The organism is Amnibacterium soli (assembly GCF_039544415.1).
Taxonomy (GTDB): domain Bacteria; phylum Actinomycetota; class Actinomycetes; order Actinomycetales; family Microbacteriaceae; genus Amnibacterium; species Amnibacterium soli.
In genome coordinates, this window is the sequence record NZ_BAABLP010000006.1 from 354,910 (window position 1) to 380,780 (window position 25,871).

A 25,871-nucleotide genomic window follows, 5' to 3' on the forward strand; every position below is an offset into this window, starting at 1 on the left:
CTCAACCGCAGGTGATCGCCGACGGCACCGCGCCCGACACGAAGAAGCGGTCGACCCGCTCGTTGATGCAGGGCACGCGGTTCCGGTACGCGGTGTGCCCCTCGCCGCGCAGGGTGAGCAGCACGCCGCCGGGCAGCTGTCCGGCGAGGCTCCGCGCCCACGCGTAGGGCGTGGCCGGATCCCCGGTCGTGCCGAGCACGACGATCGGCGGTGCGCCCTTCGCGGTCACCCGCCGCACCTCGCCCTGCACGGGCACCGGCCAGTTCGCGCACACCGGGTCGCCGAGGGCGTCCGTGTTGTCGGCCGCGCGGAGGGGGTCGGCCGCGTCGAGCTGCTCCCCCTCCTCCCGCAGCGCCGCGGGATCCGTCGTCGCGGGCTTGTCGAGGCAGTTCACCGCGTAGATCGCCTCGAACAGGTTGTCCGTGTACCCCTTCGGGCCGCGGTCGACGTAGCTGTCGGCCAGCGACTGCACCGCGTCGGGGCGCCCGCGCAGCAGGTCGGTGAGCGCGGCGGTCAGCGCCGGCCACGCGCCCTCGTCGTACAGCGCGGCGTCGATCGCCGTGCGCAGCACCGCGCTGTTCACCTCACGGCCGTCGGAGGCGCGCAGCGGGGAGGTCCGCAGGGAGACGAGCAGCGTGGCGACGCGGTCGACGGCGCCGTCCACGTCGCTGCCGGCGAAGGGGCAGTCCGCCTGCCGCAGGCAGCTCGCGAGGTACGCCTTCAAGGCCGCGCCGAACGCCTTCGTGTTCGCGAGCGACTCCTGGAACGTGGAGAGGGAGGGGTCCACGGCGCCGTCGAGCACCATCCGGCCGACGCGGGGCCCGAAGCGGTCGGCGTAGAGCGCGCCGATGTACGTGCCGTAGGAGAAGCCGAAGTAGTCGAGCTTCGCCTCGCCGGACGCGGCCCGCAGCATGTCGAGGTCCTGGATCGTGTCCTCGGTGCCGACGTGCGCGAGCAGCGGTCCCGTCTTCGCGAGGCACGCCCTGCCGAACGCGATGCCGTCGTCGACGACGTCCTTCCGCAGCGCCGCGCTGCCCTCGGGCAGGTCGGGGTCGCTGAACAGGAACTCGTCGAGCTGCTTCGTGCCGTAGCAGTCGACGGGGTGCGAGGCGCCGACGCCGCGGGGGTCCCACGCGACGAGGTCGTAGTGGTCGAGCAGCGCCTGGTCGTAGAAGGCCTTCGCGCTGCCGCGCAGGAAGTCGACGCCGGAGGCGCCGGGGCCGCCCGGGTTGGTGAACAGCGTGCCGATGCGCTGCCCGGAGGCCGGGCGCATCGTGAGGGCGAGGGAGATGCGCGCGCCGCCCGGCTGCGACCAGTCGAGCGGGGCGCGCGCGGTCGCGCAGCGGAAGCCGCCGCCGCAGTCCTTCCAGACGATCCGCTGACCGTAGAACGGCCGCAGCGAGGACTCGACCCCGCGGACGTCGGGGGTGCTGGTCGTGTCCGGTGCCGGCACGAGGCCGCAGCCGGCGAGCAGCACCGCGGTGAGGCCGGCGACGACCGCCGCGAGGAGGCGCCTCACGCGGCTCTCGCGAGCGCGGCGCCGACCAGCATCGCCTCGAGGGCGAGCAGCGGCGGCACGTTGGCCGGCAGCCGTCGGCGGGCGTCGGCGATCGCCTCGAGCACCTGCAGGGTCGCAGCGGGGCGGGTCCGCTCGGCGAGCGCCGCCACCTCCGCCGACCACGCGGTGTTCACGGCCGGCAGCCCGGCGCCGAGCTGCACGAGCAGCACGTCGCGGTACACGGACAGCAGGTCGACCAGCACCCGGTCGACGCCGTCGCGCAGCCCGCGGGTGGCACGGCGCTTCTGGTCCTCCTCCAGCTGCTTCAGCACGCTGCGCAGCTGCGGCGGCACCGTGGCGCCGGGCTCGACGCCCATCGATGCGAGCGCCTTGCTCCGTTCCGCCTCCTCGCGGTCCTGCGTGAGGGCGGTGGAGTCGGCCTTCGCGATCTCGAGCAGGCGCGCGGCACCCCGCACCGCCCGCGGTACCGTGTCGGTCTCGAGCACGAGGCGGATGCTGTCCTCGCGACGCGAGCGCGCCTCCGGGTCCGTGGCCAGTCGGTGCGCCATGCCGATGTGGCTCTGCGCCTCCTGGGCCGCGCGCAGCGCGACGTCCGGATCGACGCCGTCGCGGGCCACGAGCAGCCCGGCGACCTCCGCGGGCTCAGGCACCCGCAGGCGGACGACGCGGACGCGGGAGCGGATCGTCGGCAGCAGGTCCGCCTCGCTCGGCGCGCAGAGGATCCACACGGTGCGCTCGGGCGGCTCCTCGAGCGCCTTGAGCAGCACGTTCGAGGTGCGCTCCGTCATCCGGTCCGCGTCCTCGACGACCATGACGCGGTAGTGCGCGACCGACGGCGAGTACTGCGAGGCGGTGACCAGCCGCCGCACCTCGTCGATGGTGATCGTGACGCGGTCGGAGGCGAGCACGGCCAGGTCGGGATGCGTGCGGGCCTCGACCTGCGCGCGCACCCGGTCCTCCGCCTCCGCGCCCCGGTCCTCGGACGGGTCGGTGAGCAGCGCGGTCGCGAACGCGTAGGCGAGGTTCGAGCGGCCGGAGCCCGGCGGCCCGGTGATCAGCCACGCGTGCGTCATGACGCCCGTGCCGCCGTCGGGGCGGTGGGCGTCGCGCGCCGCCGAGGCGACGGCCTCGACCGCCGCGGTCTGGCCCACCAGCTCCGCGTAGGCGTCGACCCCGCTCATGCGCCGAGCCGCGGCTCGACGGCCGCGCGGATCCGCGCGGCGACCTCCTGCTCGGGGAGGGCCGCGTCGACGACGACAAACCGGTCGGGCGACGCCGCGGCGAGCGCAAGGAAGGCGGTGCGGACGCGCTCGTGGAAATCGTCCTGCTCGCTCTCGAGCCGGTCCTCCGCCGCGCGGCCGCCCCGGCGCTGCCGCGCGACCGCCGGCTCGAGGTCGAGGAGCACGGTCAGGTCGGGCAGCAGCCCCTCGGTCGCCCAGGTCGACAGCCCGCGGACCTCCTCGGCGTCGAGCACGCGGCCAGCGCCCTGGTAGGCGACGGACGAGTCCAGGTACCGGTCCTGCACGACCACGTCGCCGCGCTCGAGCGCCGGGCGCACGACCGTCGCCACGTGGTGGGCGCGGTCGGCGGCGTAGAGCAGCGCCTCGGCGCGCGGCGCGACCTCGCCGCCGTGCAGCAGCAGCGCGCGGATCTCGGCGCCGAGCGCCGTGCCGCCCGGCTCCCGGGTGCGCACGACCGTGCGGCCCCGCTCGGTGAGCCAGCGCTCGAGGGCGACCGCCTGCGTGGTCTTGCCGGCGGCGTCGCCGCCCTCGAGCGTCAGGAACACCTAGGCCTTCTTCGCGGTGCGCGCCGAGGGCTTCCTCGTGGTGGTGGTGGTCTTCGTCGCGGTCTTGGCCTTCGCGGTCGACTTGGCGGCCGTCTTCTTCGGGGCGGGCCCCTTGGCGCGCTTGTCCGCGAGCATCTGCACGGCGCGCTCGAAGTCGACGCTCTCGACGTCCTCGCCGCGCGGGATCGTCGCGTTCGTCTCGCCGTCGGTGACATAGGCGCCGAAGCGGCCGTCCTTGATCCGGATCGGCTTGCCGCTGACCGGGTCCGCGTCGAACTCCTTCAGCGCGGAGGAGGCGCGGCGGGCGCCGTACTTCGGCTGCGCGAACAGCTCGAGCGCACCGGGCAGGTCGACCGTGAAGATCGCGTCCTCGTCGGGCAGCGTGCGGGTGTCGGTCCCCTTCTTCAGGTACGGCCCGTAGCGGCCGTTCTGCGCGGTGATCGGCTCGCCGCTCTCGGGGTCGTCGCCGACGGTGCGCGGCAGGTCGAGCAGCTTCACCGCGGTGTCGAGGTCGACCGTGTCGGGCGACATCGACTTGAAGAGCGACGAGGTGCGCGCCTTCGGCGCGTTCTTCGCCGCGGTCTTGGTCTTCGGCAGCTCGTCCTCGGGGACGATCTCCGTCACGTACGGTCCGAAGCGGCCGTCCTTCGCGACGATCGAGCGCCCGGTCTCGGGGTGCTGGCCGAGGACGCGGTCCTCCTGCGGCGGCGCGTCGACGAGCTCCTTCGCCTTCGCGGCGGTCAGCTCGTCGGGCGCGAGGTCCGGCGGCAGGTTGACCCGGCGCACGGCCGGCTCGCCCTCGACGACGGCGCCCGTCTCGGGGTCGACGACCGGCTCGGTGGGCTCGAGCACCTCGAGGTACGGCCCGTACCGCCCGATCCGGAGGGTGATGCCCTCGCCGACGGGGATCGAGTTGATGCTCTTCGCGTCGATCTCGCCGAGGTTGTCCACCACCGAGCGCAGGCCGGGGTGCCCGGTGTGCCCGAAGTAGAACTCGCGCAGCCAGTCGACCCGCTCGGCGTCGCCGTCCGCGATGCGGTCGAGGTCGTTCTCCATGCCGGCCGTGAAGTCGTACGCGACGAGCTCGGTGAAGAACTCCTCGAGCAGCTTGACCACCGAGAACGCGATCCAGTTCGGCACGAGCTGGGTGCCGCGCGGCACCACGTAGTTGCGGTCGACGATGGTGGAGAGGATCGAGGCGTAGGTGGAGGGGCGGCCGATGCCGAGCTCCTCCAGCTTCTTCACCAGGCTCGCCTCGGTGTAGCGCGGGGGCGGGGACGTCTCATGGCCGTTGGCGACGGGCTCGGAGGGGGTCAGCGCCTGACCCTTGTCCAGCTGCGGCAGGCGCTCGTCGTCCTCGTCGGCGGCGTCGCGACCCTCGTCGCGGCCCTCCTCGTAGGCGGCGAGGAAGCCGCGCACGGTGATGACCGTGCCGCTCGCGGAGAACTCCGCGTCCCGGCCGCCGGCGGCGACCCCGACCACGACGGTGGCGGTCGAACCGGTCGCGTCGATCATCTGCGAGGCGACGGTGCGCCGCCAGATGAGGTCGTAGAGCCGCTGCTCGGTCGAGGTGAGCGTGCCGCGGAGGGAGTCGGGCGTCGGGAAGACCTCGCCGGAGGGGCGGATCGCCTCGTGCGCCTCCTGGGCGTTCTTCGACTTGCCCGAGTACAGGCGCGGCGCGTCCGGCACGGTGTCCCGGCCGTACAGCGCGGCGGCCTGGCTGCGCGCGGCCTGCGTCGCCTGCGACGACAGCGAGGGCGAGTCGGTGCGCATGTAGGTGATGTGCCCGTTCTCGTACAGGCTCTGCGCGACCGACATCGTCTGCTTGGCGCTGAAGCGCAGCTTGCGGGCCGCCTCCTGCTGCAGGGTGCTGGTGGTGAACGGCGCGGCCGGACGGCGGCGGTAGGGCTTCGTGTCGAGCGACACGACCCGCGCCTCCGGCGACTCGGCCTCGATCGCGGCGACGAGCGCCCGGGCGCCGGCCTCGTCGAGGGCGACCGCGTCGGTCTTCAGCCGGCCGCGGTCGTCGAAGTCGCGGCTGCCCGTGGCGATCCGCTTGCCGTCGAGGCGCTGCAGGCGGGCCGCGAAGGCGTTGCCCTGCTGCGGCGCGAAGCGGGCGGACACATCCCAGTAGGAGGCGGACACGAACGCGAGTCGCTCCCGCTCGCGGTCGACGACGAGCCGGGTGGCGGCGGACTGCACGCGACCCGCGGACAGCCCGGGGCCGACCTTGCGCCAGAGCACCGGCGAGACCTCGTACCCGTACAGGCGGTCGAGGATGCGGCGGGTCTCCTGCGCGTCGACGAGCGCGGTGTCGAGCTCGCGGGTGTTGTCGCGCGCCTTCGTGATCGCGTCCTTGGTGATCTCGTGGAACACCATGCGCTTGACCGGGACCTTCGGCTTCAGCACCTCGAGCAGGTGCCAGGCGATCGCCTCGCCCTCGCGGTCCTCATCAGTCGCGAGGAAGAGCTCGTCGGCGTCCTTGAGCGCGCGCTTCAGGTCGGCGACCGTCTTTTTCTTCTGGTCGGAGACGACGTAGTAGGGCTCGAACCCGTTCTCGACGTCGACGGAGAACTTGCCCATCGACCCCTTCTTGAGCTCGGCCGGCAGGTTCTTGGGCTCGATCAGGTCGCGGATGTGCCCCACCGACGCCTGCACCTCGTACCCGTCCCCCAGGTACTTGGCGATGGTCTTCGCCTTCGCCGGCGACTCGACGATCACCAGCTTCTTGCTTCCGGGCATGGCCACCTCCTCGGCTCGTCCCGCGATGCCCCGCAGAGACCGGCCTGCATCGGGTTCGACCCGGGGCCGGTCCCGCACACCATACACACGGCTCCGAGGGGCGAGAGCCCGGCGTGCACCGGGTGCCGCCCCCGCATCAGCGGGCCGTCGGCGGCCCGGCGACCGCTTCGGCCCGCAGCGCGAGCCCCAGCACGGAGGTCGAGACCGCCACCCGCACCAGGTCCTCCCGCTGCGCGCACGCCTCGAGGCGGAGGTGCGCGGAGGCCGTCAGCGCGGCCGCGCGGTCGCAGGGCACGCCGGTCGCGTTGCCGAGCGCGGTGTCGGCACCCGCGAGCGCCGCCGCGTCCGCGACCGAGACCACCCGGCGCCTTGCGTCGAGCACGACGGCGACCCCGGCGAGCACGACGAAGAGCGCCACGACCGCGGCGACGACCCCGAGCGCGAGCGCGGTGCCCGCACCTCGCTCGTCCCTCACGGCACCACCCCCGCGAGTGCGCAGGCGGTCGCCCGCACCGGCAGCGGCACGCCCAGCAGGGCCGTGTCCCGGCGCACGGCGACGCAGACCGTCTCCCCGTCCCGGCGCGTCGCCTCCACGCTCGCGCCGATGGCGACGGCGGGCGGCTGCGGCGACTTCCCCGCCGACAGGAGGCGGGCGCCCTGCGCCGCGGCGTCGACGACGCGCAGCCGCTCGGCGCCGATGCGGAGGCCGCCGAGGCAGGCGGCGAGCACGAGCAGCACCGCGGGCACGGCGACCGCGAGCTCCGCGGTCACCGTGCCCCGGTCGCGCCCCTGTTCAGTCCGGCATCGCGAGCGCACGCGTCACCAGGTTCAGCAGCAGGCCCCGCACCTCGTCGCTGCGCAGCACGACCACGAGCAGCGCCGCGAAGCCCACGGCGGCGATCGTGGCGATGGCGTACTCCGCCGTGACCGCGCCCTCGTCGTCGAGCTCCGCGAGCCGACCGTCGAACGGTTGCCGATCCATCCCGTACCTCTTTCATAGGAGCAGCCACGCCCTGGGCGGACGCAGCCCGGCACGGGCAGGACCACTCTGCACACCTCAGGCCCCGGGAGGAGCGGCGGAGGCTGAGGAGGAGCGGAACCGCGGGACCCGTCGCTCGTCCCTTCCCGCCGTCGCGGGGAACGCCTATGGTGCGTCGCACGTCCCGACGTCGTCGCCGGAAGGCAGGAGGTGCCCGTGTCCGCCCGGCCGCATGCCGTCCTGCGCCGCCGCATCGCGCTGCCGCTCGCCGCGCTGCTGCTGGCGGCGGGCCTCGTCCGCGGCGTGATCGGTCGCCGCGCACCTGCCGGCGTCGCCGAGGCGCTCGCGCAGCGGGTCGTGCCCGCGCCGCCGACGGCGCTCGGCGGCGGCGGTGCGCTGCGGTTCCGGCTGCAGGAGGCTGGCCGCTTCGTGGTGCGCAGCGCACTCCTCGCCGACCAGGGCGACGTCACCGACCACGGGATCCTCCTCCTGCACGGGGACCGCCCGACCACGACCTACGACGCGGACTCGCACGGCACCGTCCGCTCCGGCTGGCTCGCCCCGGGGGCGTACGCCCTGCGGTGGGTGCCGAACTCCGGCTACCTCCGTGCGGACGGGGCGGTCGTGGTCCGCGCGGGGAGGACGGTGACCGCGGCTCCGCCGACCTTCAGCAGGGGCGGTTCGATCCGCCTGCAGGTGACGTCCGGCGGATCGCCCGTCGCCGCCGGCGTACCCGCCGTGCGGTCGTTCGACGGGAGCGGGACCCGGGGATCCTCGAGCACGGACGCGGCCGGTGCGATCGTCCTGCACGATCTGGCGCCCGGCACCCACGCGATCACCGTCGGGCAGCGCTCCGCCGACTGGGACGACGACTTCGAGGGCGACCCGACCTCGGACACCCTGCTGCCGAGGACCGTCGTGCTGCGCGTCACGGGCTCGTCGGAGGCCGCCGCGACGGAGGACCTCACCCCGGCGGGCCGCGTGACCGGGACCGTCTCCGGCGGTGCCGACCGCGTCTACGCCGAGGACGCCTCCGGTGCGGTGGTCCGCCGTGCGGACGTCGAGGGCACCGCCTTCACGCTCGGCGGACTGGCCGCAGGCACCTACCGGATCCTCGCGGCCGACCGGTCGTCGTCCACCTACGACGTCGAGTCCGTGGTGGTGCCGGAGCCGCTCTCCACCGCCTTCGCGCCGGTCGTCCTCCCGCGTCCGCTCGTACCGGAGCGGGCGATGCCGACGCTCGGCGGCCGCGTTCCGGGCGGAGCGAGCGGCACGATCGAGCTGTGGGACACGTACCCGCGCCTCCTGCAGCCCCTCGGCGCAGCGACGCTCGACAGGAGCGGGGACTTCCGCCTGCGGACCGTGCCGGGCCGGTTCGACGTGACGATCGCGGTCGACGGTCGGATCCGGCGGACGGTGCGGGACGTCGACGTCGTGCGCCCCACGACCGCGCGGTTCGCACCGGGCGCCCGACCCGGGAAGGTCGTCGCGCAGCTGACGGCGCACGGTCAGCCCGTGCGAGCGCAGCTGGACTTCGGCACCGCGCCCGCCGTCGAGCCCCTGGGGCTCGTGCCGGCGGGCCGCCCCGGACGGGTCCTGGCGGACTCCGTCGCTCCCGGCCGCTACTCGACCCGCTCCGTCCTCACCGCGCCCGCGGTCGACGGCCCCTGGACCTTCACAGCGGAGGAGCGCACCTTCCGGGTGCACGACGGTCGGACCACCCGCCTCGGCACCATCCGGGTGACGATCACTGGCTGACGCTCCGGCGCCGGCGCGACGGGTGCCGTGGTCGGTCCGCGCCGGCGGCGGCTCACAGGGGCAGGGCCGTGGAGGCGAGGACGGCGAGACCCACCGGCAGCGCGCCGAGCAGCAGGAAGGCCGGCAGCACGAGCAGCCCGAGCGGGAGCAGGAGGCGGACGGCCAGCGCCTCCGCGCGGACGGTCGCCGCGGCGAGCGCTGCGCGACGCAGCCGATCCGCCTCCGCGGTGAGCAGGGCGACGACGGGCAGACCGGCGTCCGTCGCGAACGCCAGGACCGCGTCGAGGTCGTCGGGCGGCGGCAGCTCGACCACGGCGTCCGCGGCCGCCTGGCGCGAGAGCTCCCGCGCCCGGGTGACCGGCAGGCCGGCCCGCACCGCGGTCGCGACCAGGTCGAGGTCGAGCCCGACGGTCCACGAGGTCCACCGCGCCGCCCGCACGAGTCGGCGGCTCCAGACCGCGGCGGCCGCGAGCAGCGCGCCGCCGGCCACGAGGATCAGCGCGCCCGGGCCCGACAGCAGCACGCCGGGCACGTCGAAGCCGAAGGCCCAGCCGAGCAGGGCGGTGGCGGGCGGCAGCAGGAGCACCAGCCGAGCGCTGGCCACCGGGCCGGCCATCGACGCGGCGACCACCCGCTGCAGCTCCGCGGTCCTGCGCGCTCCGTTCGCGGCGGCGCCCAGCGCGGCGACGAGGGGCGCACCCGTCTCGGCGGCGAGCGCGATCACCGACCCCGCGCTGCGCCATGCGTCGGGTGCCGCGGCGAAGGCGCCGCCGAGCGGGCGCCCCTCCCCTGCCGCTGCGGCGACCGCCGTCGCCACCGGCCGCATCGGCCCCGGCGCCGCGGCGGCGAGGTAGGACCAGGCACCGACCTGGGTGGCACCGGCCGACACCAGCGCGCCGATGCGGTCGAGGTCGGCGGCGACGGCGTCCGCCTCCGCGGCGGGGTCGGCGCGGCGGCGCCGCATCACGGATCGACGACCGCGAGCGAGCCGTCGGGTCGTGCGGCGAGCGCGCCGATCCGCTCCACGCGGCGCACCCCGTCCCGCCGGCCGAGCTGCACGACGACGTCGATCGCGGCGAGCGCCTGGGCGCGCAGCGCTGCGGGCGGCAGCCCGGCCAGCGCGCCGAGCGCCTCGAGCCGCGCGCCGAGCCCCTCCGGGTCCGCGCAGTGGATCGTGCCGGCGCCGCCGTCGTGGCCGGTGTTGAGGGCGCTGAGCAGCTCCGCGATCTCGGCGCCCCGGCACTCGCCGACGACGATGCGGTCGGGCCGCATCCGCAGCGTCTCGCGCACCAGCGCGGCGAGGCCGATGGCGCCGGCGCCGTCCGTGTTCGACTGCCGCGACTCCAGGCCGACGACGTGCGGGTGGTCGACGGCGATCTCGGCGACGTCCTCGACCGTGACGATGCGCTCGGTCGGCGGCACCTCGGCCATCAGGGCGGCGAGCAGCGACGTCTTGCCGCTGCCGGCGGGCCCGCAGATCAGGACGTTGCGGCGCGCCAGCACCGTCGCGCGCAGCTGCGCGACCTGGGCGTCATCGACCATCCCGCTCCGCCGCAGGTCCGGAAGACGCCACGGCGTCGGCCGCGCGATCCGCACGGAGACGAGCGGCCCGGCGGTGCTCACGGGCGGCAGCACGGCGTGCACCCGGGCGCCGCCGGGCAGCCGCACGTCGACGCAGGGCGTCGCGTCGTCGAGATGCCGCCCGCCCGCGGCGACGAGGGCGACGGCGAGCCGACGCGCGGCCGCGGCGTCCAGGGGCGCCTCGTCGAGCGGCTCGAGACCCCGGCCGGCGTCGCGCCAGAGCGCGCCGCTCCCGTCGAGCAGCAGGTCGGTCACCCGTGAGTCCGCCGCGAACCGGGCGAGTGCGCCCAGCGCAGGCAGGCGAGGAGGCGCAGGATCCGGCATGACATCGGCACCGGTCGGCGCGACCGGCACGAAGGGGGACGGCATGCCCGCACGCTAGGACGGCGGCGTCGCCGACGTCCGTCCGCCTCCTGGGGAGGAGCGGTCGGCGCCCCGCGCGCTCCATGCGGCGGCGGAAAAGAAGAAGCGGCACCTATTGGGGGGAACAGGTGCCGCCTCAGCAGCGCCCGACTGGGGGGAATCGACAGCGCCGCAAGCCAAGCTCTTCACTCGACGTCTGCGAGTGTACCCACTTCGAGGTCCCGCGCAAGCGATACCGCCGCGTGTCGGCCTCGGCGTGTCGCGCGGAATTCCGGGGATCGCCGTGAGACGTGCGGGCGCCCGTCGCACGCCTCCGCGGATCGGGATCTACGCCGCGACACGCCGCGCGCGAGCGGCTGCCGCGCGGCGCGTCGGGGGCGGATCCCCGATCCGCGGGCCTCAGTGGAACTGGGCGATGAGCTCGACCTCGACGGGCGAGCCGAGCGGCAGGGCCGCGACGCCGACGGCCGAGCGCGCGTGCCGACCGTGCTCGCCGAACACGTCGACGAGCAGGTTCGACGCGCCGTTGATGACGGCCGGCTGCTGCGTGAAGCCCGGGGCCGAGGCGACGAAGCCCGTCACCTTGACGATGCGGACGACGCGGTCGAGCCCGCCGAGCAGGTCGGCGACGGCGGCGAGGGCGTTGAGCGCGGCGGTCGCGGCGAGGTCGGCGGCCGCGTCCACCTCGACGTCGGCGCCGAGCAGGCCGGTCTGCGGCAGCTTCCCGTCGACGAACGGCAGCTGGCCGGCGGTGAACACGAGGTCGCCGCTCGCGACGGCGGACACGTAGGACCCGGCGGGAGCGGCGACGGACGGCAGCACGAGCCCCAGCTCGGCGAGGCGGTCGGCGACGGCCATCAGGCGTCCGCCTTCTCGCGCTTCAGGTAGGCGACGAGCCCACCCTCCGGTCCGACGACGATCTGGACGAGCTCCCACCCCTGCGCGCCCCAGGTGTTGAGGATCGCGGTGGTGTTGTGGATCAGGAGCGGTGTGGTCGCGTACTCCCAGACGGGCATGCGTCCTCCTTTTTGGGGGTTGCGGCGGGGCACCCGGCACCAGCGCGGGGCCGACCTAGCCTGAAGCCTATGTCTGCACGTCCACGCCGCACCGGCTCGGCCGTCCTCGGGGTCCTCGGGATCGCGGTGGTCGCCGGGCTCATGCTCACCGTCGGCGTCATGCCGGCCGTAGCGCTCACCGGCGCGCACGCGAAGGGCGGCAGCGGCCTCTTCGCGCCGCTGCCCGACGACCTGAAGATCACCAACCTGCAGCAGAAGACCGAGATCTACGCGAAGAGCGGCGGCAAGGACAAGCTGCTCGCCTCCTTCTACAACCAGAACCGCGAGGTCGTGCCGTGGGCCGACATCCCGGACACGGTGAAGCACGCGACGCTCGCGGCCGAGGACACCCGCTTCTACGAGCACGGCGGCGTCGACCCGATGGGCATCATCCGCGCGCTCGTGTCGAACGTGACGCACGGCGGCTCGCAGGGCGCGTCGACGATCTCGCAGCAGTACGTGAAGAACGTCTGCATCCAGGAGGCGGAGCTGCTGCCGACCCAGAAGCAGGTCGAGGCGGCGTACGGCGAGTGCACCGGCGGGGTGCAGCGCAAGCTGCGCGAGGCGCGCAACGCCATCGGCCTCGAGAAGGTCTACAAGAAGGACCAGATCCTCCTCGGCTACCTGAACATCGCCGGCTTCGGCGGCCGGATCTACGGCATCCAGTCGGCGGCGAACTACTACTTCGACACGGACGCGAAGGACCTCAGCGTCGCCCAGGCCGCGAGCCTCATGGCGATCGTGAACAACCCGGCCTACCTGCGCCCCGACGTGAAGACGAACGTGGCGGCGAACAAGGTCCGCCGCGACTACATCCTCGGCGTCGAGAAGAAGGAGGGGTGGATCACCGCGGACGAGTACGCGAAGGCCGTGGCCACCCCCGTGAAGACGAAGATCACGCCGACGACCACGGGCTGCGCCGGCGCGGGCTCCGCCGCGTACTTCTGCAGCTACGTGAGCGACATCATCCGGAACGACAGCGTCTTCGGCAGGACCGCCGCAGACCGCTACAACAAGCTGCAGAGCTCGGGCTGGAAGATCTACACGACGCTCGACATGGGGCTGCAAAAGAAGGCCAGCGCGGCCATGCGCGCCTACGTGCCGTCGCAGTCGCCGGCCGGCGCCGACCTCGGCGGCGCCGCGGTGTCGGTCGACGCCACCAACGGGCGCATCCTCTCCATGGTCCAGAGCAAGCGCTACGACGAGACGGGCGGCAAGGGCACGAGCGGCCCGAACTACACGGCGACGGCGGTCAACTGGAACACGGACTTCGCCTACGGCGGATCGGGCGGGTTCCAGCCCGGCTCGACCTACAAGGCCTTCACCCTCATCGACTGGCTGGAGCACGGCCACGGCCTCAACGAGATCGTGGACGGCACCGGCAAGACCTGGCCCGCGGGCTCCTTCCCCTGCGCGAGCCCCGACGGGCCCTTCGCCGCCGGCAACGACACCGCGAACGAGGGCGGCTACCAGTCCGTCCTGCGCGGCACCGCGCTCTCGGTGAACGGCGTGTTCGCCTCGATGGCGTCGAAGCTCAACCTCTGCGACATCCGCAAGCGCGCGGAGGACCTGCTGGTGCACCGCGCGAACGGCGCCGACCTGCAGGTCAACCCGTCGTCGATCCTCGGCACCAACGAGATCGCGCCGCTGACGATGGCGACCGCCTACGCGGGCATCGCCAACAAGGGCCGGGTCTGCTCCTCCATCGCGATCGACAAGATCGTCGCGACGGACGGGAAGCCCGTGAAGATCCCCGAGGCGAACTGCCACCAGGGCATCCCGAGCAGCGTGGCGGTCGCGACCGGGTACGCGCTGCACGGCGTGCTGACCGGCGGCACCGCGGCGGCCGATCGCGGCGCGACCGGCGGCGCGTGGGGCTTCGCGAAGACCGGCACGACGAACGACGCGAAGTCGACGTGGGTCGTCGGCGGGACGACGAAGGTCGTGAGCGCCGTCTGGGTCGGGAACGTCAACGCCCAGAAGACGAACCTGCGGTACGTGTACGGCTGGTCGGCGTGCGGCAAGGCGGCGGACGCCCGCCACTGCCTGTGGAGCGACATCATGCGGGCCAACGAGGCCAAATACCCGGGCGACGCCTCCTGGCCGCAGCCGGACGACCAGTACCTGTACGGCCAGCGCGTCACCGTCCCCGACGTCACCGGCAAGACGCCGACGGACGCCCGGCAGGCCCTCGAGGCCGCGGGCTTCCAGGTGAAGCGCGGCACCACGGCCTCCGACGTCGCGGCGGGCGCCGTGGCGGGGACGGATCCCGGGGCGGGCGCGTCCGTGCCGGGCGGCACGCTGGTGACGCTGTCGATCAGCTCGGGTCCGGCGCAGCCGACCCAGCCCACGCAGGCGCCGCCCGCGGCGGGGCAGGTGCCGAACGTGGTGGGCATGTCGCTCGCCGACGCGAAGAACGCGCTCGGCGCGGCCGGGTTCACGAACGTCAACGCGGCGCAGGTGCCCGGGCAGCAGGGCGCCCCCTGCACGGTCGTCGGGCAGCTGCCCGCGGCCGGGACGCAGGCGGACCCGGCGAGCACCCCGGTCGGCGTCGGCCTCACCAACGACCCGAGCCAGTGCCAGTGACCGGGGTGGTCCGCGGGCTCGCCACCGGCGTCGTCGCGGCGGGCGCCGCGGCGGCGGTGTGGGGCGTCGGCATCGAGCGCACCGCGTTCGTGCTGCGGCGCGCCACGCTGCCCGTGCTGCCGGCCGGCACCGGCGACCTGAAGGTGCTGCACCTCTCCGACCTGCACATGGCGCCCTGGCAGCGCGGCAAGCAGCGGTTCATCCGCGAGCTCGCCGACCTCGAGCCGGACCTCGTCGTCGACACCGGCGACAACCTGGGGCACCGCATCGGGCTGCTCGGCGTGAAGGCCGCGCTGGACCCGTTCAAGGGCGTCCCCGGGCTGTACGTGTGGGGCTCGAACGACTACTGGGCGCCGCAGCTGAAGAGCCCGTTCCGCTACTTCGCAGGTCCCTCGAAGCCGATGGCGGAGCCGGACCCGCTCGACATCGGCGCCCTGGGCGCCTACCTCGACTCGCTCGGCTGGACGAGCCTGAACAACCGCACCGCCCGCCTGCAGGTGCGCGGGACGGCGATCGACGCGTTCGGCACCGACGACCCGCACCGCGAGTACGACGACCTCGCCGCGCTCACGCCCGGGCTGCGGGGCCTGCGGTCGCGCAAGGTGAAGGCGGCGCTGACCCTCGGGGTGACGCACGCGCCCTACCGGCGCGTCCTCGACGCGTTCGTGGACCGCGGCGCGGACCTGCTGCTCGCCGGGCACACCCACGGCGGGCAGGTCTGCGTGCCCGGCTACGGCGCGCTGGTCACCAACTGCGACATCCCGCGCGAGCAGGTCAAGGGCGTCTCGCAGTGGAGCCACGACGGCCGCACCGCGGCCCTCGAGGTGTCGGCCGGGCTCGGCACCTCCATCACCGCCCCGGTGCGCTTCGCGTGCCGTCCGGAGGCGACGCTGCTGACCCTGACGAGCCGCTCCGCGTGATCCTCGCGAGGGCGGCGACGAGGCGCCGGGGCGTCCGCTATCCTTGACCAGCCCGCTTCACCGCGGGCGACCGGGATATAGCGCAGCTTGGTAGCGCGCCTCGTTCGGGACGAGGAGGTCGTGGGTTCGAATCCCGCTATCCCGACCAGCCGCCACCGGCCCTCCGGGCCGGTGGCGCTTCTGCGTCCAGCGGTCGACAGCGTGCCCGCGACGTGGCTGAATACGACCGTGGCCGAACCGTCCGAGGTGCTCGTCGTGGCCGACGCGGCCGCCTGGCGCGACGGGCTGCTCGAGCACGCCGCCGCATCGGACGGCGTCTGGCTCGCCCTCGCGAAGAAGGGCGTCGACTCCCCCACCTCCCTCCGCTACGACGAGGCGCTGGAGGAGGCGCTCTGCAGCGGCTGGATCGACGGCCCCAAGCGCAGCATCGACGACCGCGTGTTCGGGCAGCGCTTCACGCCGCGGCGGAAGGGCTCGCTGTGGTCGACGCGCAACGTCGGCCTCGTCGCGACCCTGGTCGCGGAGGGCCGCATGCGCGAGCAGGGACAGGCGGAGGTGGACCGCGCGAAGGCGGACGGGCGCTGGGACCGCGCGTACTCGGGGGCGTCGAGCGCGACGGTGCCCGAGGACCTGGAGGCCGCCCTGGCCGCGTCGCCGGCAGCGGCGGCGCGCTTCGCCGAGCTGAACCGGACGAACCGCTACGCGGTGATCCACCGCGTCTCCACGGCGCCGAGCGCGACGAGCCGGGCGAACCGGCTGGCGAAGCTCGTCGCGATGCTGGCGGCGGGCGGCTCGCCCTACCCGCAGCAGCCGGCGGGCGACGTCAGCTGAAGTCGGCGTCCGGCGCGAGCGGCGCGCCGACCAGCACGGTCTCGCCGTCGAGCACGCCGCCCGACTCGGCGAGGTAGCACGCGGCGCAGAGCGACTCGTAGGCGACGTCGTTCAGGGTGTCGATCGCCACCTGCTGGCCGTCGAACACGTAGCGGTCGCCGATCTTCCGCGCGTTGAACAGCGCCTTGCGGCCGCACCGGCAGATCGTCTTCAGCTCCTCGAGGCTGTGCGCGACCTCGAGCAGCCGCGCGCTGCCGGGGAACGCCTCGGTGCGGAAGTCCGTGCGGATGCCGTAGGCGAGCACCGGCACGTCCTGCACCACGGCGATGCGCAGCAGGTCGTTCACCTGGCCCGGCGTGAGGAACTGGGCCTCGTCGACGAGCAGGCAGGCCACGGGCGAGCCCGTCGCCTCCGTCAGCGCGCGCCGCTGCGCGAAGAACAGCTCGAGCACGTCCGCGCCCTCGCCGATCAGGAAGTGCACGGGCCGGGTGACGCCGAGGCGCGACACGATGTCCCGGTCGCCCTTCGCGTCCACGCCGGGCTTCGCGAGCAGCACCCGCTGCCCGCGCTCCTCGTAGTTGTAGGCGGCCTGCAGCAGCGCGGTGCTCTTGCCGCTGTTCATCGCGCCGTATCGGAAGTAGAGCTTCGCCACGGTCTACAGGTACCCGTCTTCCGTCGCCCGCTGGATCAGATCGACCTTACGACTCGCGGGCCGGTTCACCCGCGCGTACTTCTCCCGCACGCGCCGGAGGTAGGTCTTCGCGGTCTCGAACTGCACGTGCATCTCGACGGCGACCTCGTTGGTCGACCGTCCGGAGGCGTAGAGGCGCAGCGCGGCCTCCTCGCCGAGGCTCAGGCGGGGGCGCTGCACCTGCTCCGCCGCGCGCGGGAGGGGGCGCCAGTCGCGCTGCACGGCGCGTCCGCCCGTGAGGCCCATCACCTCGCGGGCGACGGCGAGCACCTCCGCCAGCGGCCGGGACTTGCCGAGGAACGCCGCGGCACCGGCGCGCAGCGCGCGCTCCCGCAGGTCCGGGGTGTCGAGGCCCGTCAGCACGATCACGGTCGCACCGGCGGCGCGGCAGGTGCGCACGCGCGCCTCGATCGACACGGGCTCCCGCAGCTGCACGTCGATCAGCACGAGGTCCGTCGGGAAGGCAGGGCTGTGCACGAGCTGCAGCCAGGACGTGGCGGTCAGCGCGACCTCGAAGTCGGGAGCGTTCGCCCGCAGCCAGGACGCCATGCTGTCGAGCAGCACCTCGTGGTCGTCGAGCAGGGCGACGCGCACCGCCCGCTTCGGCAGGCCCCGCGGCGGCGCCGCGGGGGTGGCGCGCCCCGCGCGGGCCGCACCGCCGATCACGGTCGGTGCGGGAGGCTGCTCGTGCTCGGCGGGCATGGCGCTCCTGGCGGGGTGTCGGACGGCGGGGGACGCCGCTCGCGCCCCTGTCCCCCGAGGATGCCGGAGGGGCGGTCCGAACGGTCGACGCCCGGCCGTCTCCGCCGGAACCGGGCTCAGAAGAGCATCGGCTGCGCCGCCGCCTCCGTCGCGCGCACGATGCCAGCGGAGCGCGACCGCGTGGTCCCGGTCGTGTCGTCCACCGCGCCGCGGCGCAGGCCGTGCCGCTCGAGCAGCGGCTCGATCCGCTCCGCCAGATGGCGCCGGTACGCCTTCGGCGCGTACGGCCCGGTGGCGTAGAGCCGCTGGTACGCGGCGTCGTGCTGCGGGAAGTGCTCGTGCAGCCATGCCAGGTACCACTGCCGCACGCCGGGCTTCAGGTGCAGCGCGGTCCAGACGACGTAGGAGGCGCCCGCGGCCGCGATCGCCGCCAGCGCGTCGTCGAGCTGCTCGACCGAGTCGGTCAGGTGCGGCAGCACCGGCATCAGGAACACCCCGCACTCGAGCCCCGCGTCCCGCGCCGCGCGCACGGTCGCGAGGCGCGCGGCGGCGGAGGGGGTGCCGGGCTCCACGAGCGCCTGCAGCTGCGGGTCGAAGATCGCGACCGACATCGCGAGGTCGACCGGACCGTGCTCCGCGATGCGGGCGAGCAGCGGCAGGTCCCGCCGCAGCAGGGTCCCCTTGGTCAGCAGCGACACCGGTGTCGCCGCCTCCGCGAGCGCCTCGAGGATCCCCGGCATCAGCCGGTACCGCCCCTCCGCCCGCTGGTACGGGTCGGTGTTGGTGCCGAGCGCGACCGGTGAGCCCTTCCAGGAGGCGCGGTGCAGCTCCGTCCGGAGTACCTCCGCGACGTTGACCTTCACCACGACCTCGGCGTCGAACGCGCCGGGGTCGTCGAACTCGAGGTAGCGGTGCGTCGGCCGGGCGAAGCAGTAGACGCAGGCGTGGGAGCAGCCCCGGTAGGGGTTGATGGTCCAGCCGTACGGCGTGCCCGGCACGCTGCCCGGCACCTTGTTCAGCGCCGACTTCGCCCGCACCTCGTAGAAGGTCATGCCGGCGAACTCGGGCGTCCGGCTCGTGCGCACCAGGTCGTGCACCTTCGCGAGCCCGGGCAGCGCGTCCGTCGGCTCGGCCCCGACCTGCTGTCCCGCCCATCGCATGCACCCATTCGAACACGCGTTCGAACAAGACGCAAGTCGTGGCAGGGAACGTCTGTTCACGGATACGGGGATCGGCGAGGCCGATCCCCGTATCCGTGAACGGACAGCGCGCGGTCTACGCGGTGAGGCCCAGGGTCTTCGCAGTCGACTCCTGGATGCGGCGGGCGTTGCGCGGATCGTCGGAGAGCAGCGCGCCGTAGGTCGGGATGAGGCGACGCAGCTCGGGCTCCCACGCGGCCAGCCGGTCCGGGAAGGAGCGGCGCAGCACGTCGAGCATGATCGCCGCCGCGGTGGAGGCGCCGGGCGAGGCGCCGAGCAGGCCGGCGATGGTGCCGTCGGCCCCGCTGACGACCTCCGTGCCGAACTGCAGCACGCCGCCCTTCTTCGGGTCCTTCTTGATCACCTGCGCGCGCTGGCCGGCGCCGAGCGAGTACCAGTCCTTCGGATCGGCGTCGGGGAAGAACTCCTGCAACGAGCCGAACTTGGCCTTCTTCGACTTCGTCAGCTCGCGGACGAGGTACCGCACCAGCGCGAAGTTGTCCTTGGCCACCGCGAGCAGCGGGATCAGGTTGTGCGGGCGCACGGACAGCGGCAGGTCGAGCAGGCCGCCGTGCTTCAGGAACCGCGGCGAGAGACCCGCGTACGGCCCGAACAGCAGGGAGGCCCTGCCGTCGACGATCCGGGTGTCCAGGTGCGGCACGCTCATCGGCGGGGCGCCGATGGAGGCCTTGCCGTAGACCTTCGCGCGGTGCTTCGCCACGAGGTCGGGGTCGTCCGCGCGCAGCCACTGGCCGCTGATCGGGAACAGGCCGTAGCCCCGCGCCTCCGGGATCCCGGCCTTCTGCAGCAGCTTGAGCGCCCAGCCGCCGGCGCCGACGAACACGAAGCGGGCGTTCACCTCGCGCTGGTCGCTGCCGACCAGGTGGCGCGACCGCACCCGCCAGGTGCCGTCCTTCTGCCGCTTCAGCTTCGTGACCTCGGTGTTCAGCAGGAGGTCGGCGCCGTCGTCGACGAGCCCGTCCATCAGCGCGCGGGTCAGCGCGCCGAAGTCGACGTCCGTGCCCGACTCGGCGCGGGTCGCGGCGACGGGCTGGGACTTGTCCCGGCCCACCATGAGCAGCGGCGCCCAGTCGTGGATCACCTTGGGGTCCTCGGAGAACTGCATCTCCGCGAACAGCGGGTGGTCGGTCAGCGCCTCCCACCGGCGGCGGAGGTAGTCCACGTGCTCCGCGCCGCGGACGAACGTCATGTGCGGCGTCGAGTTGATGAAGAAGGTGCCGGACGGCAGGCGGGTCTGCTCGGCGAGCGACGCCCAGAACTCGCGCGAGATCTGGAACTGCTCGTTGACCTTGACGGCGCTCGTGATGTCGATCGAGCCGTCGGGCCGCTCGGGCGTGTAGTTCAGCTCGCACAGCGCCGCGTGCCCGGTGCCGGCGTTGTTCCAGGGGTTGCTGCTCTCCTGCGCCACCCGGCCGAGCCGCTCGTAGATGCGGATCTTCCAGTCGGGCTGCAACGCGTGCAGCAGCGTCCCGAGGGTGGCGCTCATGATGCCGCCGCCGATCAGGACGACGTCGATCGTCTCGTCCTGCGCCACGCCAGCAGCCTATCCCGGCGGGGTCGGGGGACCCGGCGCCGGGCGCGGATCAGGCGCCCACGACGAGGGCCGCCACGAGCACCGAGGCGAGGCCCGCGACGGACACCACGCACTCCATCAGCGACCACGACTTCAGGGTCTGCGGGATCGACAGCTTGAAGAACTGGCTGACGAGCCAGAACCCGGCGTCGTTGACGTGGGAGAGGAAGACGGAGCCGGCGCCGATCGCGAGCACCATGAGGGAGATCATCGGCGCGCTCATCCCCTCCGTGAGCGGCTGGAGGATGCCGGCGGCCGTCACCGTGGCCACCGTCGCGGAGCCGGTGGCGACGCGGATCAGGGCGGCGACCGCCCACGCGACGAGCAGCGCGGTGATGCCCTGCCCCTGCGCGACCCGGGCGATGACGCTGCCGATGCCGGTGTCGATCAGCACCTGCTTGAAGCCGCCGCCCGCGCCCACGATCAGCAGGATCCCCGCGATGGGCGGCAGGGACTCCGTCAGCGTCGTCGAGATCCGCGACCGGTCCATCCGCGCGGGCAGGGCCAGCAGGAGGAAGCCGGCGACGAGCGCGATGGTGAGGGCGACGGTGGGCGTGCCGACGAAGGCCGCCACGGTCTTCCAGGCGGCGTCGGAGTCGGGCGCGACGATGTTCGCGATCGCGCCCACGAGCAGCAGCGCGACGGGCAGCAGCACGCTGATGAGCGCGAGCGCGAAGGGCGGGCGCGGTCCGCCGCCTTCGAGCCGATCGTCGTACTGGGAGTCGGGCGCGTCGACGGGCACGAGCCGGGCGACGAGGTAGCTGAGCACCGGTCCCGCGATCACGACCGTCGGGATCGCCACGATGATGCCGAGGATCAGGGTGTCGCCCAGGTTCGCCTTCAGGCCGGCGATGGCGACGAGCGGGCCGGGGTGCGGCGGCACGAAGCCGTGCATCGCGGACAGCCCGGCGAGGGTCGGGATCGCGACGGACATCAGCCGGACCTCCGCCCGCTTCGCGACGAGCAGGATGATCGGCACGAGCAGCACGAGGCCGATCTCGAAGAACATCGGCAGCCCGATCAGCGCGCCGATGAGCCCCATGATCCACGGCAGCGAGCGCGGGCCCGCCCGGGAGACCAGGGTGTCGACGATGCGGCCGGCGCCGCCGGAGTCGGCGAGGAGGCGCCCGTACATGCCGCCGAGCCCGATCAGGATGCCGACGGAGGCGGACGTGTCGCCGAAGCCCTTGGCGAAGCTGTCGATGACGGCGGGGCCGGCCTCGCCCGCGACGAGCCCCGTCGTCAGCCCGCCGAGCAGCAGCGCGAGGAACGGGTGGACCTTCAGCCAGGTGATCAGCGTCACGATGACCGCGATGCCGATCAGCGCCGCGATCACCAGCTGCGGTTCGCTCCCGGTCGGTCTCGCTGCCTGCAGGAGCTCCATGGGCGGCACCCGGTCCTCTCGGTTCCGCAGGAGTCTGCCGAGCGCCGCCGGTGAGCAGCCTTGGAGACCTCAGGACGCGGCGAACGCGGCGGCCAGCACGTCGCCGCCCGTGCGGCCGAACCACATCAGCGCCACGGCCACCGCGGTCGCGCCGGCGAGCGCGAGCAGCACGGAGGCGAGCAGCTGCGTCGGCCGGCGCACGGGCACGCGGTCCCGGCGCAGGGCGACGAGCACCGACGAGCCCGTCACCGCGGTGAGCACCCCGAGCCCGACGAGCAGCACGACCGCGTAGAACGCCGCGACCGCGAGCCAGAGGAGGACCACGGGCTCAGTCCAGCACGAACCGGCGGTGCGCGCCTCCCCCGGATCCCTGGGCAGGCGCCGGACCGGTCAGCGTCGGGCGAGGTCCGCTGCGACGAGCTCGGCGATCTGCACCGCGTTCAGGGCGGCGCCCTTGCGCAGGTTGTCGTTGCTGACGAAGAGCGCGAGGCCGCGCTCGGTCGGCGCGCCCTCGTCTCGGCGGATGCGCCCGACGAAGCTCGGGTCCTGGCCCGCGGCCTCGAGCGGCGTGGGCACGTCCGTCAGCACGACCCCGGGGGCGTCGGCGAGCAGCTCGCGAGCGCGCTCGGGCGTGAGCGGCCGGGCGAACTCGGCGTTGATCGACAGCGAGTGCCCCGTGAACACGGGCACGCGCACGCAGGTGCCGGAGACGAGCAGGTCGGGGATCCCGAGGATCTTGCGGCTCTCGTTGCGGAGCTTCTGCTCCTCGTCCGTCTCGTCGCGGCCGTCGTCGACGAGGTTCCCGGCGAACGGGATCACGTCGAAGGCGATGGGCCGCACGTACTTCTGCGGCTCGCCCAGGTCGACGGAGGAGCCGTCGTGCACGAGCGACGTGACGTCGCCGGCGGCCATCGCCCGCGCGACCTGGTCGGCCAGCTCGGCGACGCCGCCGAGCCCGCTGCCGGACACGGCCTGGTAGGTGCTCACCGTCAGCCGGACCAGGCCGGCCTCCTCGTGCAGCGGCCGCAGCACCGGCATCGCGGCCATGGTGGTGCAGTTCGGGTTCGCGACGATGCCGCGGCGCGCCTCCCGGATCGCCTCCGGGTTCACCTCGCTGACGACGAGCGGCACGTCGGGGTCCATGCGCCAGGCGCTGGAGTTGTCGATGACGAGGGCGCCGGCCTCCGCGAACCGCGGCGCCTGCGCGCGCGACGTGGTGGCACCGGCGCTGAACAGCGCGACGTCGATGCCGGAGAGGTCGGCGACGGCAGCGTCCTCGACGACGACCTGCTCGCCGCGCCAGGGCAGCGTGGTCCCCGCCGAACGGGCGGAGGCGAAGAAGCGGATCGACTCGATCTCGAGGCCGCGCTCGTCGAGCAGGCGGCGCATGACGCCGCCGACCTGCCCGGTCGCGCCGACGACCGCCACTCGGAGGCCGCTCATCGTCCCGTTCCCGCGTACACGACTGCATCCTCGTCGCCGTCGAGCCCGAAGGCGGAGTGCACCGCCAGCGTGGCGGCCTTGATCGAGTCCGCGCGCGTGACGACGGAGATGCGGATCTCGGAGGTGGAGATCATCTCGATGTTGATGCCCGCGTCGGACAGCGCCCGGAACAGCCGCGCGGAGACGCCGGCGTTGGTCCGCATGCCCGCGCCGACGAGCGCGAGCTTGGCGATCTGGTCGTCGTGCTGCAGCGAGGCGAAGCCGAGCGACTCCTGCTCCGCCGACAGCACGGCGATCACGGCCTCGGCGGACGCCTTCGGCAGGGTGAACGAGATGTCGGTGAGGCCCGTGGCGGCCGCCGACACGTTCTGCACGATCATGTCGATGTTCGCGCCGGTGCGGGCGACCGTCGTGAAGAGCTCCGCGGCCTTGCCGGGCTCGTCGCGGATGCCGACGACCGTGATCTTCGCCTCCGACAGGTCGGTGGCGACGCCGGCGATGACCGGTTCTTCCACTGGTGCTCCGTTCTCGTCGAGCCCCGGACCGGCCGGGTTGTAGACGATCGTCCCCTGCTTGTTGCTGAAGGACGAGCGCACGTGCAGGGTCACGCCGTGCCGCCTGGCGTACTCGACCGCGCGGATGTGCAGCACCTTCGCGCCGGACGCCGCGAGCTCGAGCATCTCCTCGCTGGTGATGCGCGGCACCTGATGGGCGCGCGGCACGATGCGCGGGTCGGCGGTGAAGATGCCGTCCACGTCCGTGTAGATCTCGCAGACGTCGGCCTGCAGCGCCGCGGCCAGTGCGACGGCGGTCGTGTCCGACCCGCCGCGGCCGAGCGTGGTGATGTCGCCGGTGCCGCGGTTGAATCCCTGGAAGCCGGCGACGATCGCGATCGCGCCCTCGTCGAGCGCGTCGCGGACGCGACCGGGCGTGACGTCGACGATCCGCGCGGCGCCGTGCTGGGCGTCGGTGATCATGCCCGCCTGGCTGCCCGTGAAGGACCGCGCCTCGTGCCCCATGCTCTTGATCGCCATCGCGAGCAGCGCCATGGAGATGCGCTCCCCCGCCGTGAGCAGCATGTCGAGCTCGCGCGGTGCGGGCAGCAGCGTCACGCGGTGCGCGAGGTCGACGAGGTCGTCGGTGGTGTCGCCCATCGCCGACACGGCGACGACGACCTCGTTGCCCGCCTTGCGGGTCTCGACGATCCGTTTCGCCACCCGCTTGATGCTCTCGGCGTCCGCGACGGAGGAGCCGCCGAACTTCTGCACGATGAGAGCCAAGGAGGAGCCTTCCGACACTTGCCGCGCGCCCCGGATCGGCGCCGAGCCATGGTAGCGGCGCGCCGACCCCTCAGCGGCCGGGGCCGGCGAGGGCCGTCCGGGCCCGTCGCGCCGCCCGCCACGCGCCGCGGAGCACGGGCACGCGCGCGGCCCGGCCGCGCATCCGTGCGGCGACGGACCGCCGCGGCGCGGGCAGGCCGGGGAACAGGCGCAGGAGCCGCTCCTGCGACACGTAGCGGCGCAGCAGCGCGTACCGGTCGGGCGGGAGCGCCAGCACGGCCGCGTCGTGGACCCCGAGCATCCCCTCCAGCGACCCCGGCTGCATGCTCAGCGCCGTGACCGCGGCGATCAGCTCGATCAGCGCGGGGTCGGTCGTCGGGCGCTGCGCCGGCCCGGCCTCGAGCGGGACCGAGAGGTGCAGCAGGTCGGCCAGCACGATCGCCATGCGGTTGCTGTTCTGGTAGGGCCGCAGCCGGCGCAGCACGGCCCGGGCGCCCACCGCGACGGTCGGGACGCCCATCGCCCTCGCGGTGAAGAGCGCCGTGGAGAAGCAGCTGACGACGAGCGCGACGTCGAGCTCCGCGAACAGCGTCTCGACCAGCCCCCGCGTCGGCAGCAGGCGGACGTCCCGCCCCTGCGACGTGAAGGACGCGACCACCGCCGCGGTCGCGTGCGCCGCGGCCTTCGGGTGGGCTCGGACGAGCACCGGCCGGTCGGGCGCCTGCTCGAGCGCGACGGCGATCATCCGCGACAGCAGCGCCGCGTCCTCCTCCTGGGTCAGCAGCCCGAGGTCCGCGAGGTACTGCCCGACGACCACCGAGACCGGGCCGTCGACGGGCGGTGCGTCGACCCCGCCGACCGACCGCAGCACGTCCAGGAACCCGTCGATCGGGAACGAGCGGTACTCGGGATGGAACTCGCGCAGCACGAAGGGCTGCAGCCCGGGCACGAGGTCGAGGTGCACGACCGCGTCGATGCGGTCGCCGACGAGGTCCGGCACGCCGATGCGGGTCGGCCCGTAGGTCATCAGGCCGTCGGCGTAGACGGCGATGCGCGCCCGCTCGAAGAGCCGGGTCAGGGAGGCGGACGCCGCGCCCTGGATCGACTCGACCCACAGCACGTGCTCCTCGTCCGGGTCGATGCCGCACGCGGCATGCAGCTGCGCGGTCGCGAGCCGGGCGTGGTGCGACCCCGGCACCGGCGACCAGCCGTGGGGGTGCTCGGGCGCGATCAGGTCGTTGAGGTGGACGACGCGGCCGAACAGGGCGAGCAGCGGCGCGTACTCCGGCAGCTCGTGCACCGGCGGGGCCGCCTCGAACGCCAGCACGGTGTTCGCGACCAGCAGCACGCGGTCCTCCACGGCGCCGAGGTCGAGGTGCTCGACGATCGCGGCGACGCCGCAGAGCCCGAACCCGGTGGAGACCTCGAAGACGTGACGCACGCCGCGGACCGTAACCC

At 74.0% G+C, this 25,871-nt stretch carries 24 protein-coding genes and 1 tRNA gene; 5 read left to right on the top strand and 20 right to left on the bottom strand.

Going from position 1 to position 25,871, the window contains the following annotated elements:
- Position 1 precedes the first annotated feature (1 nt).
- From ABEA53_RS14795 to ABEA53_RS14825, 7 genes are all read right to left on the bottom strand, one after another.
- Positions 2 to 1,519: an alpha/beta fold hydrolase gene (locus ABEA53_RS14795; RefSeq protein ID WP_345482054.1), complete on the bottom strand. Its 1,518-nt coding sequence runs from the start codon at positions 1,517 to 1,519 to the stop codon at positions 2 to 4.
- The gene (locus tag ABEA53_RS14800; RefSeq protein ID WP_345482055.1) at positions 1,516 to 2,700 is read right to left on the bottom strand and encodes a DNA polymerase III subunit delta'; all 1,185 of its coding nucleotides are present in this window, start codon (positions 2,698 to 2,700) and stop codon (positions 1,516 to 1,518) included. Before ABEA53_RS14800 ends, ABEA53_RS14795 begins: the two co-directional genes overlap by 4 nt.
- The gene (tmk, locus tag ABEA53_RS14805) at positions 2,697 to 3,305 is read right to left on the bottom strand and encodes a dTMP kinase (protein ID WP_345482056.1); all 609 of its coding nucleotides are present in this window, start codon (positions 3,303 to 3,305) and stop codon (positions 2,697 to 2,699) included. Before tmk ends, ABEA53_RS14800 begins: the two co-directional genes overlap by 4 nt.
- Positions 3,306 to 6,047, bottom strand: a complete 2,742-nt coding sequence (topA, locus tag ABEA53_RS14810; RefSeq protein WP_345482057.1) for a type I DNA topoisomerase — start codon at positions 6,045 to 6,047, stop codon at positions 3,306 to 3,308.
- A gap of 136 nt (positions 6,048 to 6,183) precedes the next feature.
- A complete protein-coding gene (locus ABEA53_RS14815) occupies positions 6,184 to 6,522 on the bottom strand; it encodes a hypothetical protein (RefSeq protein WP_345482059.1) in 339 nt (112 codons plus the stop codon).
- Positions 6,519 to 6,818, bottom strand: coding sequence for a TadE family type IV pilus minor pilin (locus tag ABEA53_RS14820; protein WP_345482060.1), 300 nt, complete (start codon positions 6,816 to 6,818; stop codon positions 6,519 to 6,521). The genes ABEA53_RS14815 and ABEA53_RS14820 overlap by 4 nt, the downstream gene beginning before the upstream one ends.
- A gap of 22 nt (positions 6,819 to 6,840) precedes the next feature.
- Positions 6,841 to 7,029: a DUF4244 domain-containing protein gene (locus ABEA53_RS14825; RefSeq protein ID WP_345482062.1), complete on the bottom strand. Its 189-nt coding sequence runs from the start codon at positions 7,027 to 7,029 to the stop codon at positions 6,841 to 6,843.
- Between the two features lie 213 nt (positions 7,030 to 7,242).
- Between ABEA53_RS14825 and ABEA53_RS14830 the strand changes: the two genes are divergently transcribed.
- Positions 7,243 to 8,784 carry an MSCRAMM family protein gene (locus ABEA53_RS14830; RefSeq protein ID WP_345482063.1) on the top strand — a complete coding sequence of 514 codons (1,542 nt, stop codon included), beginning with the start codon at positions 7,243 to 7,245 and terminating at the stop codon, positions 8,782 to 8,784.
- 52 nt (positions 8,785 to 8,836) lie between these two features.
- On the opposite strand, the gene ABEA53_RS14835 is transcribed toward ABEA53_RS14830, so the two are convergent.
- The 4 genes from ABEA53_RS14835 to sp36 form a co-directional block, all read right to left on the bottom strand.
- Positions 8,837 to 9,748: a type II secretion system F family protein gene (locus ABEA53_RS14835; protein WP_345482065.1), complete on the bottom strand. Its 912-nt coding sequence runs from the start codon at positions 9,746 to 9,748 to the stop codon at positions 8,837 to 8,839.
- Positions 9,748 to 10,734: a TadA family conjugal transfer-associated ATPase gene (locus ABEA53_RS14840; RefSeq protein ID WP_345482066.1), complete on the bottom strand. Its 987-nt coding sequence runs from the start codon at positions 10,732 to 10,734 to the stop codon at positions 9,748 to 9,750. Before ABEA53_RS14840 ends, ABEA53_RS14835 begins: the two co-directional genes overlap by 1 nt.
- A 393-nt stretch (positions 10,735 to 11,127) precedes the next feature.
- Entirely contained in the window at positions 11,128 to 11,586 is a 459-nt protein-coding gene (locus ABEA53_RS14845; RefSeq protein ID WP_345482067.1) for a RidA family protein, read from the bottom strand.
- Complete coding sequence (gene sp36 / locus ABEA53_RS14850; RefSeq protein ID WP_345482068.1) at positions 11,586 to 11,744, bottom strand: Sp36 family protein; 159 nt, start codon at positions 11,742 to 11,744, stop codon at positions 11,586 to 11,588. Before sp36 ends, ABEA53_RS14845 begins: the two co-directional genes overlap by 1 nt.
- Positions 11,745 to 11,813: 69 nt before the next feature.
- Between sp36 and ABEA53_RS14855 the strand changes: the two genes are divergently transcribed.
- From ABEA53_RS14855 to ABEA53_RS14870, 4 genes are all read left to right on the top strand, one after another.
- A complete protein-coding gene (locus tag ABEA53_RS14855) occupies positions 11,814 to 14,369 on the top strand; it encodes a transglycosylase domain-containing protein (protein WP_345482069.1) in 2,556 nt (851 codons plus the stop codon).
- Positions 14,360 to 15,289, top strand: a complete 930-nt coding sequence (locus ABEA53_RS14860) for a metallophosphoesterase (protein ID WP_425550635.1) — start codon at positions 14,360 to 14,362, stop codon at positions 15,287 to 15,289. The genes ABEA53_RS14855 and ABEA53_RS14860 overlap by 10 nt, the downstream gene beginning before the upstream one ends.
- 71 nt (positions 15,290 to 15,360) lie before the next feature.
- Positions 15,361 to 15,437: transfer RNA gene (locus ABEA53_RS14865), tRNA-Pro, on the top strand.
- A gap of 80 nt (positions 15,438 to 15,517) precedes the next feature.
- A complete protein-coding gene (locus ABEA53_RS14870) occupies positions 15,518 to 16,120 on the top strand; it encodes a YdeI/OmpD-associated family protein (RefSeq protein WP_345482071.1) in 603 nt (200 codons plus the stop codon).
- Here ABEA53_RS14870 and ABEA53_RS14875 read toward each other — a convergent pair.
- The 9 genes from ABEA53_RS14875 to ABEA53_RS14915 form a co-directional block, all read right to left on the bottom strand.
- Positions 16,113 to 16,772 carry a thymidine kinase gene (locus ABEA53_RS14875; RefSeq protein ID WP_345482073.1) on the bottom strand — a complete coding sequence of 220 codons (660 nt, stop codon included), beginning with the start codon at positions 16,770 to 16,772 and terminating at the stop codon, positions 16,113 to 16,115. The two genes, ABEA53_RS14870 and ABEA53_RS14875, sit on opposite strands and share 8 nt — an antisense overlap.
- 3 nt (positions 16,773 to 16,775) lie before the next feature.
- Entirely contained in the window at positions 16,776 to 17,513 is a 738-nt protein-coding gene (locus ABEA53_RS14880) for a DNA-binding response regulator (protein WP_345482074.1), read from the bottom strand.
- 116 nt (positions 17,514 to 17,629) lie between these two features.
- Positions 17,630 to 18,673, bottom strand: a complete 1,044-nt coding sequence (locus tag ABEA53_RS14885; protein ID WP_345482075.1) for an Rv2578c family radical SAM protein — start codon at positions 18,671 to 18,673, stop codon at positions 17,630 to 17,632.
- 115 nt (positions 18,674 to 18,788) lie between these two features.
- A complete protein-coding gene (locus ABEA53_RS14890) occupies positions 18,789 to 20,267 on the bottom strand; it encodes a malate:quinone oxidoreductase (protein WP_345482076.1) in 1,479 nt (492 codons plus the stop codon).
- A gap of 49 nt (positions 20,268 to 20,316) precedes the next feature.
- The gene (locus ABEA53_RS14895) at positions 20,317 to 21,690 is read right to left on the bottom strand and encodes a GntP family permease (RefSeq protein ID WP_345482077.1); all 1,374 of its coding nucleotides are present in this window, start codon (positions 21,688 to 21,690) and stop codon (positions 20,317 to 20,319) included.
- Positions 21,691 to 21,759: 69 nt separating this feature from the next.
- A complete protein-coding gene (locus ABEA53_RS14900; protein WP_345482078.1) occupies positions 21,760 to 22,014 on the bottom strand; it encodes a hypothetical protein in 255 nt (84 codons plus the stop codon).
- A gap of 66 nt (positions 22,015 to 22,080) precedes the next feature.
- On the bottom strand, positions 22,081 to 23,133 hold the full coding sequence (locus ABEA53_RS14905) for an aspartate-semialdehyde dehydrogenase (protein ID WP_345482079.1): 1,053 nt from the start codon (positions 23,131 to 23,133) through the stop codon (positions 22,081 to 22,083).
- Entirely contained in the window at positions 23,130 to 24,413 is a 1,284-nt protein-coding gene (locus ABEA53_RS14910; protein ID WP_345482080.1) for an aspartate kinase, read from the bottom strand. The genes ABEA53_RS14905 and ABEA53_RS14910 overlap by 4 nt, the downstream gene beginning before the upstream one ends.
- Before the next feature lie 70 nt (positions 24,414 to 24,483).
- On the bottom strand, positions 24,484 to 25,854 hold the full coding sequence (locus tag ABEA53_RS14915) for a polysialyltransferase family glycosyltransferase (protein WP_345482081.1): 1,371 nt from the start codon (positions 25,852 to 25,854) through the stop codon (positions 24,484 to 24,486).
- Positions 25,855 to 25,871: the final 17 nt, after the last annotated feature.